The organism is Noviherbaspirillum sp. (assembly GCF_036563305.1).
Taxonomy (GTDB): domain Bacteria; phylum Pseudomonadota; class Gammaproteobacteria; order Burkholderiales; family Burkholderiaceae_D; genus Noviherbaspirillum.
Genome location: NZ_DATCMQ010000015.1, coordinates 1 through 12,020 on the forward strand (window position 1 = coordinate 1; position 12,020 = coordinate 12,020).

14 protein-coding genes and 3 tRNA genes are annotated in these 12,020 nt (G+C 64.3%); 5 read left to right on the forward strand and 12 right to left on the reverse strand.

All coding sequences use genetic code 11. The features are described from left to right. The 5 genes from VIM12_RS15285 to VIM12_RS15305 form a co-directional block, all read right to left on the reverse strand. Nucleotides 1-135 (reverse strand): GTP-binding protein (locus VIM12_RS15285; RefSeq protein WP_331942740.1); only part of this gene is annotated, 135 nt, incomplete at its 3' end. Nucleotides 136-211: 76 nt separating this feature from the next. Then, nucleotides 212-286 (reverse strand) — tRNA-Thr (locus VIM12_RS15290). Between the two features lie 39 nt (nucleotides 287-325). Continuing rightward, a tRNA-Gly gene (locus tag VIM12_RS15295) sits at nucleotides 326-399 on the reverse strand. 36 nt (nucleotides 400-435) lie between these two features. Continuing rightward, a tRNA-Tyr gene (locus VIM12_RS15300) sits at nucleotides 436-521 on the reverse strand. A gap of 86 nt (nucleotides 522-607) precedes the next feature. Continuing rightward, complete coding sequence (locus VIM12_RS15305) at nucleotides 608-1,558, reverse strand: type 1 glutamine amidotransferase (RefSeq protein ID WP_331942533.1); 951 nt, start codon at nucleotides 1,556-1,558, stop codon at nucleotides 608-610. Between the two features lie 142 nt (nucleotides 1,559-1,700). Here VIM12_RS15305 and arsC point away from each other — a divergent pair, with 142 nt between their 5' ends. Next, nucleotides 1,701-2,057 (forward strand): arsenate reductase (glutaredoxin), encoded by a 357-nt coding sequence (gene arsC, locus VIM12_RS15310; RefSeq protein ID WP_331942534.1) that lies wholly within the window; start codon nucleotides 1,701-1,703, stop codon nucleotides 2,055-2,057. Here the strand turns inward: arsC and VIM12_RS15315 are convergent, their stop codons facing one another. The 5 genes from VIM12_RS15315 to VIM12_RS15335 all read right to left on the reverse strand — a co-directional run bounded on the left by VIM12_RS15315 (nucleotide 2,058) and on the right by VIM12_RS15335 (nucleotide 6,930). Next, nucleotides 2,058-3,683: a tetratricopeptide repeat protein gene (locus VIM12_RS15315; RefSeq protein WP_331942535.1), complete on the reverse strand. Its 1,626-nt coding sequence runs from the start codon at nucleotides 3,681-3,683 to the stop codon at nucleotides 2,058-2,060. 97 nt (nucleotides 3,684-3,780) lie between these two features. Continuing rightward, complete coding sequence (locus VIM12_RS15320) at nucleotides 3,781-5,190, reverse strand: DHA2 family efflux MFS transporter permease subunit (RefSeq protein WP_331942536.1); 1,410 nt, start codon at nucleotides 5,188-5,190, stop codon at nucleotides 3,781-3,783. Between the two features lie 90 nt (nucleotides 5,191-5,280). Then, complete coding sequence (locus tag VIM12_RS15325; protein ID WP_331942537.1) at nucleotides 5,281-5,499, reverse strand: DUF2905 domain-containing protein; 219 nt, start codon at nucleotides 5,497-5,499, stop codon at nucleotides 5,281-5,283. 22 nt (nucleotides 5,500-5,521) lie between these two features. Continuing rightward, nucleotides 5,522-5,719 carry a DUF2905 domain-containing protein gene (locus VIM12_RS15330; RefSeq protein WP_331942538.1) on the reverse strand — a complete coding sequence of 66 codons (198 nt, stop codon included), beginning with the start codon at nucleotides 5,717-5,719 and terminating at the stop codon, nucleotides 5,522-5,524. A gap of 50 nt (nucleotides 5,720-5,769) precedes the next feature. Next, the gene (locus tag VIM12_RS15335) at nucleotides 5,770-6,930 is read right to left on the reverse strand and encodes a class I SAM-dependent methyltransferase (RefSeq protein WP_331942539.1); all 1,161 of its coding nucleotides are present in this window, start codon (nucleotides 6,928-6,930) and stop codon (nucleotides 5,770-5,772) included. Nucleotides 6,931-7,023: 93 nt separating this feature from the next. Between VIM12_RS15335 and VIM12_RS15340 the strand changes: the two genes are divergently transcribed. From VIM12_RS15340 to ttcA, 3 genes are read left to right on the forward strand one after another with little or no spacing between them, the layout of a single operon-like run. Then, entirely contained in the window at nucleotides 7,024-7,791 is a 768-nt protein-coding gene (locus VIM12_RS15340) for an SDR family oxidoreductase (RefSeq protein ID WP_331942540.1), read from the forward strand. Nucleotides 7,792-7,802: 11 nt separating this feature from the next. Further along, nucleotides 7,803-8,195, forward strand: a complete 393-nt coding sequence (locus VIM12_RS15345) for a dihydroneopterin aldolase (protein WP_331942541.1) — start codon at nucleotides 7,803-7,805, stop codon at nucleotides 8,193-8,195. A gap of 14 nt (nucleotides 8,196-8,209) precedes the next feature. After that, entirely contained in the window at nucleotides 8,210-9,160 is a 951-nt protein-coding gene (ttcA, locus tag VIM12_RS15350) for a tRNA 2-thiocytidine(32) synthetase TtcA (RefSeq protein ID WP_331942542.1), read from the forward strand. 13 nt (nucleotides 9,161-9,173) lie between these two features. Here ttcA and VIM12_RS15355 read toward each other — a convergent pair whose 3' ends face one another. Next, the gene (locus VIM12_RS15355; protein WP_331942543.1) at nucleotides 9,174-10,061 is read right to left on the reverse strand and encodes a DUF6279 family lipoprotein; all 888 of its coding nucleotides are present in this window, start codon (nucleotides 10,059-10,061) and stop codon (nucleotides 9,174-9,176) included. Nucleotides 10,062-10,079: 18 nt separating this feature from the next. On the opposite strand from VIM12_RS15355, the gene glmU reads away from it, so the two are divergent. Further along, the gene (glmU, locus tag VIM12_RS15360) at nucleotides 10,080-11,438 is read left to right on the forward strand and encodes a bifunctional UDP-N-acetylglucosamine diphosphorylase/glucosamine-1-phosphate N-acetyltransferase GlmU (RefSeq protein WP_331942544.1); all 1,359 of its coding nucleotides are present in this window, start codon (nucleotides 10,080-10,082) and stop codon (nucleotides 11,436-11,438) included. A gap of 36 nt (nucleotides 11,439-11,474) precedes the next feature. Here glmU and VIM12_RS15365 read toward each other — a convergent pair whose 3' ends face one another. Next, on the reverse strand, nucleotides 11,475-11,948 hold the full coding sequence (locus tag VIM12_RS15365) for an Lrp/AsnC family transcriptional regulator (protein ID WP_331942545.1): 474 nt from the start codon (nucleotides 11,946-11,948) through the stop codon (nucleotides 11,475-11,477). Between the last annotated feature and the right edge of the window lie 72 nt (nucleotides 11,949-12,020).

Below are 12,020 nucleotides of genomic sequence, written 5' to 3' on the forward strand. Positions count from 1 at the left end.
CTTCGCCTCGCCGCCGAACTTGGCCGACAGAACGGTTGCGATTGCAGCAGTCAGCGTGGTCTTGCCATGGTCAACGTGACCGATCGTGCCCACATTCACGTGCGGTTTGGTCCGCTCAAACTTGCCTTTTGCCATTTTCGACTCCTAACGATTTGATGAGAATGTCCAGGCACGCGCCCGACTGTCTTGCGTATGGATGACCCAAGAAAACTGGTGCCCTTGACGTGGATTGAACACGTGGCCTCTCCCTTACCAAGGGAGTGCTCTACCACTGAGCTACAAGGGCATCTGGTGTCCGCACTTGAAATGCGTCCGACCTTAAAACTGGAGCGGGTGAAGGGAATCGAACCCTCGTCATAAGCTTGGAAGGCTTCAGCTCTACCATTGAGCTACACCCGCAAGGAACTCTTACTTCAGCCGCGCACATCTCTCTGCTGGTGGAGGGGGCTGGATTCGAACCAGCGTACTCGTAAGAGGGCAGATTTACAGTCTGCTGCCATTAACCACTCGGCCACCCCTCCGCAGGGAACCCCAGACTATAGATTAAGCACGGAGTCCTTGTCAACAGCAAAAAGTGTTCTGCCGATACTTTTTGAAGCGCCACCGGTCAGAAACGGGTTTCTCTCGCGGCCGCCAGGAAATCGTCCAGGATGGGAGTGCAATCGAGCAGTTCGGCGCTGCCGCCGCGGTGGAATTCCGGGTGCCACTGCAGGCCCATCACGAAGCGTGACTTGCGGTAGCGGATTGCCTCGATGATGTTGTCCTTCCCCGACACCGCTTCCACCACCAGGTCGCGGCCAAGCTCCTTGACTGCCTGATGGTGGATGGAGTTCACCAGGGCTTCGGGCTTTGCCGGAAACAGGCGGCTGAGGCTGGATCCCTGGGGGAAGTGGACAAGATGATAATGGCTGTCGTACAGATCGTTGACGTGCTCGATGGCCGCCGGAACGTCGGAGGCAATGTCCTGGTACAAGGTGCCGCCGAAAGCGACGTTGATCAGTTGGCAACCACGGCATACGCCGAGCACCGGTTTGCCTGCCTCGACGAACTCGTGCAGGAGTTCGAGTTCGTAGACGTCGCGCGCACGGTCGCCGCTCCATTCGGGACGGGTTGCGGCTTCCGAATAGGTCTGAGGCGATACGTCGGCGCCACCCTGCAGCACCAGGCCATCGAGATGCTTCGCATAATCGCGCAGGCGGATATTGCTGGGATGGAGCAGGCCGCTTGCATTGACCGTCGGGATCATGAAGACGAGCACGTCGCGCGACATGATCCACTGTGCGATCGACTCTTCGAGATATTGCAGAGTCTTGCTGCGCAGGCCTTTCGCACCTGGTTCGGGGTGGAATATGCGGGCCGAAATGCCGATCTTCAGGGTGCGCTGGGTGATCCGGCGCAGCACCCGGTCGGACAGCGCGCGCATGCGTGCCGAGAGGATGCGCTGTGTCTGGCCCCACGGCGTCTCGCCGGTGCGTGCAGCATGCGTGTCCGCCGGGGTTGCGGTGGCCGGGGCGGACGGATTGGCCGGGTTAGTGAGGGAGTCTTTGTCGTCGGGCATAAATGAGGTGTTCTGGCGCTGCGTTTTGCGCCGCTCCGACTCAGACTGACTTTCCTGCGTGCAGGTTCAATCGACGGGCGGCAGGGGTGCCGTTAGAATGCATCCGCGCATCGCTCAAGATGCGGACCTTTTGCTCGAAACCATGCTGAAAATCTACCACAACCCTCGCTGCTCTAAATCGCGCGGCGCCCTCGCCCTGGTCGAACAATTCGGGCGACAGCAGGGCATTCCGGTCGATGTCATCGAATACCTGAAGCAGCCACCGACGGAAGCCGACTTGCAGGAATTGCAACGCATGCTGCGTATCGACGCACGCGCGATGGTGCGCGACGGCGAGGCGAAATACGCGGACCTGAAGCTTGAAGACGCGGATGACGCGACCCTGCTGTCGGCGCTGGCCCGACATCCCGAACTCCTGCAACGGCCGCTCGTCGTCTATCGCGGTCGCGCCATCATTGCCCGTCCGCCGGAACTGCTCGAGGAATTCCTGCAGGCCTGATCAACCGCGGCCCGAGCCGATGCCGTATTTTCTGAGTATCGACTGGTAGAGGTCCGCCAGTGGCGCAAGACGCGGATTGCCGGGATCGAGGCGCCGCGCAGAATCGATATAGCCCCGGCCGAGCTCGCCCAGTTTCTGGTCCCAGCCCTGGTTCTCCAGGTATTTGAGTACCGCCACCGCGGCGTTGAAGGCGACCTGCGGGTTTTCCGGCAACTTGCGCGCGGCCGCCGTCATCAGCTCGACCGCGCCCTCGTAGTCCCCCTGCTTCGCCTTGTCCACGCCGCCGGCGACCATCTCGACCACCTGCCGCCGGCTTTCCCTGGCCACGACCTCCGCGAGGTCCCGGCGCCCGGCCTGCTCGAACACTTCCATCGCCTTCGCCTGCGCCGCCTCGTCGGGCGCGTTGCTCATGACGTCGCGCATCACTTCGGCGGCGCCGTCATCCAGCCCGTGCTGAAGACAGTGCCTGGCAAGCTCCATCTTCAGGTCATTCGAGATGCCGTGACTGCTGCGGCAGGCAGCGACCGCGCTGCCGAACTCCTGGACGGCCTGCTCCTGGTTGCCGAGACGATCCTGCAGGAGCGCCGACGACAGCGCCCGGCAGGCCGGCGTCTTGCCGATGTGACCGAGGGTCCTGTCCAAGTCGCGGATGACGCTGGAAGCCTGCTGCGTATCGCCCTTCCTCACCAGGGTACGGACCAGGCGGACATGATCCTCGGGGTCGCGAAATTCCGAATACCTGGCCTTGGCGACGACTTTTTGGAACGATTGCTCCGCGAGCTCGAGGTCGCCGGTCTCGAGCGCGACCTCGCCCAGCTTGCGCAGCCGGCGCACCGCGTGCGGCGAGATCGCCACCGCCGCCGACAAGGTCTCCCTGGCCTCGTCAAGCTGGCCGGTCGCCTCCTTGGCCCTGGCCAGCCAGTCGTAGGCGTCCATGTACTTGCTGCTCTCTTCCACCAAGGCGCTGAGCAGCAATTGCGCCTCGCTGAATTTCTCCTGCATGAACAGGGTCTTGGCAAGGCCGAGGCGGCCCCATGCCACGGCCTTGGTGGCGACCAGTTCCTGGTAAATCGCCTCGGCGGTGGCGGCTTCACCGAGGATCACATGCAGTTCGGCCCGCAGCCGCATGAAGTCGGTGGCATAGCGGCGGTGCGTTTCCTCGCCTTGCCTGCACAGCACGATGGCCTCCTGCAGGTTGCCGTGTTCCATCAGGTGATAAACCGGGAGGAAGACGCTGCGCTTCTCGATCGCGCGGGCGATCCGGTCCAGCAGCATGTCGGCGGTGAACGGCTTGAGGATGTAGTCGGTCGGCGCCAGTTCCGCGGCGCTGACCACTTTTTCGTACACACGCTCGGCGGTGACGATGATGAAGATGGTCCACAGCGGAATCAGCTTGTTGTGCCGCAGGTCCTCGAGGAGCTGTTGCCCGTCCTGGCCGTCCCCGAGATCGTATTCGCAGACGATGAGATCGTAGGAGCGATTCTTCAGCGGACGAATGGCGGTGCCGGAACTGACCGCGTGGTCGATCTTCGTGATGCCGCACAGGTTCAGCATGTTGTGCAGGTTGGCGCGCATGCCCGAGTGCGGTTCGATGATCAGTGCAGTCAAGCTTCGGAGTGATGACATGTCCTGTATCCGGGGTGCCGCGGAGTCCGCGCAGGCCGGCGAGTGCCGTTGAGGCTGCCAACATACCATTACTGGCAAGAAATACAACCCCGGCGTTTCAGGTGTCGGACGGCGCTTCCGGTCCCGGCGTCATGCGCCACGCGGCCAGGATCGCGACCATGCACAAGGCCGCGACCAGCAGGAAGGTTTCGCTGAACGCCTGCAACGGACGCCCGCCGGCAGTTGCCGCGAGGCGCCATTCAAGCAGGATACCGACGCCGCTGACGCCGATCGCGCCGCCGAGCTGCCGCATGAAGTTGATGGTGCTGGCGCCCTGGGCAACCAGGTCTGCGCCGAGTCCACGCATCGCCCCCAGGCTCAGGGCAGGCAGTACGAAACCGAGGCCGATGCGGCCGACGACGGCGATCAGCAGCAAGGCGAGATAGCCGGTCCCGCGCGACCCGACCGCCATCATCGCAAACGAGGCCGCCAGCAGCGTCAGGCCGATCGAGACCAGGACGTTGGGCGCAAAACGGTCGGTCAGGCGACCGGCGGCAATGATCGTGAATCCGAGCACGATGCCTGCAGGCAGCAGCACCACGCCGGCCTCCGACGGGGAATAGTGCAGGGCCATCTGCATGTAAACCGGCAGCAGGTAGGTAGAGCCGAACAGGCCGGCGCCATAGATGAAGGCAACCAGCGCCCCCATCGCGAACTGGCGGTACCGGAACAGCTGCATGTTCATCAGGCCGGCGTCATTGCGCAACTGGTAGGCGATGAAGATGCCGATGGCGGCGATGCCGGGCAGCAGCAGGGAGGCCGCCTCGACGAGCCCGTCATGGAGATGCACCAGGCCGTTGAGCAGGCAGGTGATGCCGACGCCGGCCAGCAGCAGGCCTTTCCAGTCGAGCGCGCGGGCGTCGCCGGACATCGACGAGTTCACGGGAAGCAGCTTGTGCACCATGGCCAGCACGGCAAGACAGAACGGAATGACCACGAAGAAGATCGAGCGCCAGCCGAAATGCTCGACCAGCACGCCGCCGACGCTGGGACCCAGCGCCGGGGCCAGCACCACGCCGAAGCCGAAAATTCCCATCGCCCTGCCCTGCTCGCCCCGGTCGAAGGCGCGCAGGATCACGATCGAGGGAATCGGCTGCAGCACGCCGGCGGCGAGTCCCTCGGCCACGCGCATCGAGATCAGCATCGGGTAGTTGATGCTGACGCCGCCGACCACGCCGCCTGCCAGCAGCAGCAGGATCGCGCCGGTGTAGGTGCGCCGCAGACCAAAGCGCAGCAGCAGCCAGGGCGTGGTCAGCATCGAGAGCGTCATCGCCAGCATGAAGGAGGCGGACACCCACTGCGCGCGCTCCTGCCCCAGCGTGAAATGCCGGCTGAGGTCGGGCACCGCAACGTTGACGATGGTGGAGGAAAGGATGGACGCCATGGTGCCGATCATCACGGTCATCAGCACCAGCCATTTGTAGCGCGCGCCGTGGCGGTCGCGGAGTTCTTCCAGGGTGTGGGCCATGCGGGTCGGGAGGGTGAGCAGCGGCAGACGCCCAGCGTACAGGACTTGCGGCCGCGAGGTGTTGTCGCGGCGTAAGGCGGCGCGGCGTCCCTAGCGCGAAATAAATCCGGCCTGACTGAGGAGCTCGGCCACCAGGAAGGCGATCGCCGACCACAGCACGGTCGAGCCGAAGGGCAGGCACATCACCAGGCCCAGCAGCCTGAACCGGATGTCTCCCGGAAGGCGGCCAACCCCGGCCCGGGCCAGGAAGGGCAGCAACGGATAGAACACCAGCAGCGCGAGAAATATGGCGAATACCCAGCGAATCATCGATGGCTCCGTCGGTGGGCGCTCAGCGCAGGAGGCGGCCGACGAGCAGGACCACCATCGACAGCAGCAGGGTGGAAGCGAAGGGCAGGAAGAACTTCCTGCCGAACAGGGTAAAGCGGATATCGCCCGGGAGCCGGCCGACGCCGAGCTTCTCCAGCCACGGCAAGGCGGCGGAGAACACCACCAGTGCGATAAAGATCGTGAGAGTCCAGCGTAACATGGGCGGCCTTCAGCATCGGGGCCGCAGCGGCAGGCGCGGCACGGCTTCCATCATAACCGGTGGCTGCGATCGCCGCGCAGCAGCGCATCCGGGAGCGCCGCCTGCGTGCCGACGGCCAGCACCTTGAACAACTCCCCCATTTCGGCGGGCGAAATCAGCTTCTGCATCGCGTTTGCCTGCGGCAGGTAACGGGCGGCGTCCTCGGGAGGGGTGCGCAGCAGGAGCTCGCCGATCCCGGCGCCGAGCAGGAATGCCGCCTGACTGGTGTACCCGAGCAAATCCAGGCCGGCCTCGACCGCCGAGCCAGCCATGGCGCTGAAATCGACGTGCGCGGTGACGTCCTGCAGGCCGGGCAGGTAGAAGGGATCGGGGTGCGCGTGATGGCGGTAATGGCACATCAGGGTGCCCTGGCCCCGCTGCGGGTGGTAGTACTCGCGCGCGGGAAAGCCGTAATCGAGCAGCAAGGCGACGCTGCCGGCGCCGTCTCTCGCACGACCGGCCAGCAGCATGGCCGCGAGCGAGCGCATGAAGGCGGCGGCCTGCAGGTGCACCTCGGTCAGGTAGCCGGGCGGGAGCGATTCCGCCTCGGGCACCTGGGCCGCCAAGGCGGGATCGCAAGGACGGTCCTCGAACGCGAATCCCTCGTCGCGCAATGCAACGCCGCGCTCCAGCCAGCCATTCCCGGCCCGAACGACCAGGTTCACCGGCATGGCGTCGAGCACTTCATTGCCGATGACGACGCCGGAAAATGCGTCGGGAAGGACATCCAGCCAGCGCACCTCGGGGAAGTCGCGCAGGGTGTCTTCCTGCCGCGCCCGCAGTTCGCCGGAAAGCTCGACGATGGCGTAGCTTTCGACCGGAACCCCGGCTTGCCGCAGCTCGGTCAGGATGTCGCGCGCAAGCTTGCCGGTACCGGCGCCGAACTCGAGCAGCCGCGGTCCGGTCTGTGCAAACAGCGCACCGGCGAGGCGGCCCAGGGTGGCGCCAAAAAGCGGCGTGATCTCCGGCGCGGTTGTAAAATCACCGTCTTTACCGAGTTTTGCCGCCCCGCCACTGTAGTAGCCGAGCCCGGGTGCGTACAGCACCTGTTCCATGTACTGCGCAAACGTGATCCAGCCGCCCGCGCGCCGGATGGTATCGGCAATGACGGCATGCAGCGCGGCCGAGGCGTCCAGCGCGTCCGGCGAGGGTTTGGGTAGTTGAAGTTGCATATTCACTAAGATGGTGAGCGGCGGCGGCAGGCATTGTACGCCGGCCCGGCCAGGGAACGGCGTCGCGGCGATCAAGGTGAAATCAGGAGGGATATGACCACGCAGGCAAGGAAAGTTGCACTGGTAACCGGCGCTGCAAGGCGCATCGGACGCGTGATCGCGCTCGCGATGGCGCAGCGCGGCTGGGACGTGGCGGTCCACTACGGACGCTCCGCCGATGAAGCGCGGCAGACCGTCGGCGAGATCGAAGCCCTCGGCCGTCGTGCCGCAGCCTTCCAGTGCGACCTGGCCGACGCCGACGCGGTCGCGGCACTGCTGCCGGCGGTGACGGACGTCCTCGGCCCGGTGACTTGCCTGGTCAATAACGCATCGCTGTTCGAGCAGGACGATGCCTCGAACTTCTCGGCCGCCGCGCTGGACCGGCACATGCATGCCAACCTCGCCGCGCCAGTGCTGCTGGCGCAGGCGCTGCATGAAGCGACCCCGGAAGGCGGGCAGGCGGTGGCGGTCAACCTGCTCGACCAGAAACTGTTCAATTTGAACCCGGATTTCCTTTCCTACACCTTGTCCAAGTCAGCGCTGCAGACGGCCACCGTGATGCTGGCGCAGGCGCTCGCGCCCAGGCTGCGGGTGGTGGGCGTCGCTCCCGGCATCACCCTGGTCTCCGGCGACCAGAGCGAGGACGGGTTCCGCAAGGCCCACAAGCTCACGCCGCTGCAGCGCTCGAGCACGCCGGAGGACGTCGCATCCGCGGTGTGCTTCGTGGCGGAGGCGCCCGCCATCACCGGCACGACACTGCTGGTCGACGGCGGCCAGCACCTGATACCCCTGCAACGCGACGTCATGTTCGTTGCTCAATAACCAAAGAGATCATGCTTTCTTCCCTCTCCCATCCCCGCCTCGCCGATTGCCGGCGCCTGTTCCTCCGCAACTACGAGGTGATGATCAATATCGGCGTCCATGAATTCGAGAAGAAGGGCGAGCAGCGGGTGCTGGTCAACGTCGACCTGTTCATTCCGCTCGCCGACTCGACTCCGAAGGACGATCACCTGCAGGAAGTGGTCGACTACGACTTCATGCGGGACACGATCGCGCGCCGCATGGCGCAGGGCCACATCCATCTGCAGGAGACGCTGTGCGACGACGTCGCGCGCGCCATGCTGGCTCATCCCAAGGTGCGCGCGGTCCGCGTCTCGACCGAGAAGCCGGACGTCTATCCCGACTGCGACAGCGTCGGCGTCGAAGTCATCCAGGTGAAACCGTGAGCGAGGCGAGGCTGATGGAACAGGCAATCCACATCCCTGCGCGCGAAGGCGCAAACGCGGACGTACACACCGGGGCGAAGAAGGCGGAAAAGATCGCGTACGAGAACAACAAGCTGCACAAGCGGCTGTGCCGCCTGGTCGGCCAGGCGATCGGCGACTTCAACATGATCGAGGACGGCGACAAGGTGATGGTCTGCCTGTCGGGCGGCAAGGACAGCTACGGGCTGCTGGACATCCTGCTGACGCTGCGCGAGCGGGCGCCGATCCATTTCGACATCGTCGCCGTCAACCTCGACCAGAAGCAGCCGAATTTTCCGGCGCACGTGCTGCCCGAGTACCTGACCCGGCTCGGCGTACCCTTCCACATCGAGAACCAGGACACGTACAGCATCGTCAAGCGCGTGATCCCCGAGGGGAAGACCACCTGCTCGCTGTGCTCGCGGTTGCGGCGTGGCATCCTGTACCGGGTCGCCGGCGAGCTCGGTGCGACCAAGATCGCGCTCGGCCATCACCGCGACGACATCATGGAGACCTTCTTCCTCAACATGTTCTTCGGCGCCAAGCTGAAAGGCATGCCGCCGAAGCTGCAGTCCGACGACGGCAAGCACATCGTGATCCGGCCCCTCGCCTACGTGAAGGAGGCGGACATGGAACGCTATGCCGAGGTGCGGCAGTTCCCGATCATTCCCTGCGACCTGTGCGGCAGCCAGGAGAACCTGCAGCGCAAGCAGATCAAGGCGATGCTGCGGGAATGGGAAAAGAAGCATCCGGGGCGCGTCGAGAACATCTTTGCATCGCTGGCCACGGTGGCGCCGTCGCACCTGATGGATGCAAGGCTGTTTGATTTCGCCGGCCTGAAGGCGGACGGCGTCGCGACGGTGGATGGCGACATCGCGTTCGACGACGAACCCTGTGCGCCGCCGGCCGCCAGTGGCGTCGTCAGGTTCGCCGGGCTGGACGACTAGGGGAGTTCGCCCCTTACCGTGCCGCCAGCTCCCGGCTGTCTTCGATCCATTTCTGGAGGCGACGCGACGCATGGTCGCGTTGCTCCGGCGTCGCGATGTTGATGATGGTCGCGACCATCTGCGCCATCCCCTCCCGCGTGTCGTCAAAGAAGGCCCGGTGCTCCGCGTAGGTGAAGTTGTCGACACTGGCGCGCGCATACTCCCGCAGCATCGCCGCCGCCGCCACGCGTGACGGCCGCTCGGCCCGGATGCGATGGAGCATCTTCAGCATCTCCTGCTGCCGGCGCTGCCGTTCCGCCATCCAGATCTCATTGTCGAGCGGCCGCGCGTCGGACGCCGCGCGGATCTTCGCTTCCTGCTCGTCCGAGAAATTGCCGAACCAGTATTCCGCCTGCTTCATTACCTTCTTGAAACGAAAGCGTTGACGGTCCTCAACGCTGCCCCGGAGGTAGTCTTTACGATAGCTCTCGTTGTTGGAAGCAAACTTCCTTTCCAGGTGCGCGATCTGCTCCGGCTCGATCGACATGGCGAGCACGGTCAGCTGGGGCAGGGATTTTTCGACGACGACATCCACGCGTTTCCTGACCTCCGCATAGTCGGCCAGCACGTCCGCAGCGGAAACCCGGGTGCGGAGGCGCTGCTGGACGCGACCCAGGAGCTGTGCGTAATCCTCGAGCTGCGTCCTTCGGTGCCAGGCAACGAATTGTTCGATGTCGCGCTTCACCCAGGGCTTCTGGTCGTCGTTAAAATCGACATAACCATCGAGCCACCAGTACAGGAAGGTGTCGCCATTGGCGTAGCCCAACCGGAGCGCGCTGCACCCGGCAAGCAGGACGAACAGCAGCAACAGGGTCAGCCTGGCGAGGCGAGTGTGCAGGGGCCGCATGATAAGATTTTGCATTACTTCAACTGGTGTCCTATGAACGTTGTCATCCTTGCCGCCGGCATGGGCAAGCGGATGCAGTCCGCGCTGCCCAAAGTCCTTCATCCCCTTGCCGGCAAACCGCTGCTTTCGCACGTCATCGATACCGCCCGCGCGCTTTCCCCCTCCACGCTTTGCGTGATCTATGGTCACGGCGGGGATGCGGTGCCGCAGGCGATGCAGGCAGCCGACCTGGTATTTGCAAAACAGGAACCGCAACTCGGCACCGGCCATGCAGTGATGCAGGCCGTGCCCCATCTGCGCGACGAGGTACCCACCCTGATCCTGTACGGCGACGTGCCGCTGACGAGCCGCAATTCGCTTCAGCAACTGTTGGACAGTGCCGGCAGTAATAAGTTGGCGATCCTCACTGTCGCGCTGCAGGATCCCACCGGCTACGGCCGCATCCTGCGCAAGGCCGGCAACATCGTCGGCATCGTCGAGCAGAAGGACGCGAATGAAGAGCAGCGTGCGATCCGCGAGGTCAACACCGGTATCATCGTCGCCCCCACGCCGTTATTGAAGAAGTGGCTGGGCAGCCTCTCGAACGACAACGCGCAGAAGGAATATTATCTGACCGACATCGTCGCGCGCGCGGTGGAAGACGGCGTCCCGGTCGTCTCGGCTCAACCGGCGGCGATCTGGGAAACCCTCGGCGTCAACAGCAAGGTGCAGCTGGCCGAACTGGAACGCATCCACCAGAACAACATTGCGGCGGCGCTGCTGGAGCGCGGCGTCACCCTGGCCGACCCCGCCCGAATCGACGTCCGCGGCACGCTGAACGCCGGACGCGACGTCAGCATCGACGTCAACTGCGTCTTCGAAGGCAGGGTCGAGATCGAAGACGGCGCCAGCATCGGCGCCCATTGCGTGATCCGCAACGCCCGCATTGCCGCCGGGGCGATCATCAAGCCTTTCTGCCATATCGAGGACGCGGTCGTCGGACCGAAATCGGTGATCGGCCCCTACGCCCGCTTGCGCCCCGGCACCGAGTTGGGCGAGGATGTCCATATCGGCAATTTCGTCGAGGTAAAGAACAGCCAGGTGGCGGCGCACAGCAAGGCCAATCATCTCGCCTATCTTGGCGACACCACCGTCGGATCGCGCGTCAACATCGGTGCGGGCACCATTACCTGCAATTACGACGGCGCCAACAAGGCGCGCACCGTGATCGAGGACGACGCCTTCATCGGCAGCGACACCCAGCTGGTCGCGCCGGTACGCGTGGGCAAGGGCGCCACCCTGGGCGCCGGGACGACGCTGACCAAGGATGCACCGGACGGCAAGCTGACCGTCTCGCGGCCTCGTCAGGTCACGATCGAGAACTGGACGCGCCCTGTAAAGCAGAAGAAGTAGCCGGGACGCGACCAGGATCCGGCCGGGGATCGAGGCTCAGATGGCAATCCGGGTTTCGAACTTGCTGCGATGGACCGAGAAGAACGTGCGCACGTTGCGCACGTTTGCATGGGCCGCCAGGACCCGGTGCGCAAAGGCGTGATATGCCGGCATGTCGGCCACCTGCACCACCAGGACGAAGTCGGGCCCCGGCGAGACCCGGTAACACTGCAGCACGAATGGTTCTCCGGCAACCACCGCCTCGAATTCGGCCAGGCGCTCCGCGCCCTGGTGATCCAGGGTCACCTCGACGATCGCGGTCAACGCCGGCCCAAGCCTTCCCGGGTCGACCAGCACCACCTGCCGGGCGATGACACCGCTGTCGGTCAGGCGCTTCACCCGGCGCAGGCAGGTTGGCGGCGACGCATGGACGGCGGCGGCCAGGTCGTTGTTGGTCAGCGACGCGTCCTCCTGCAGCACCTGCAGAATTCTTCGATCCAGATCATCAAGAAGGAGGGTATCCTCGGCCAAAACGAAATTCTCCAAAAGAATGATTCTTCTGTTTGAAATTATATTTCAATGTGACGAAGGTAAGAAATATTA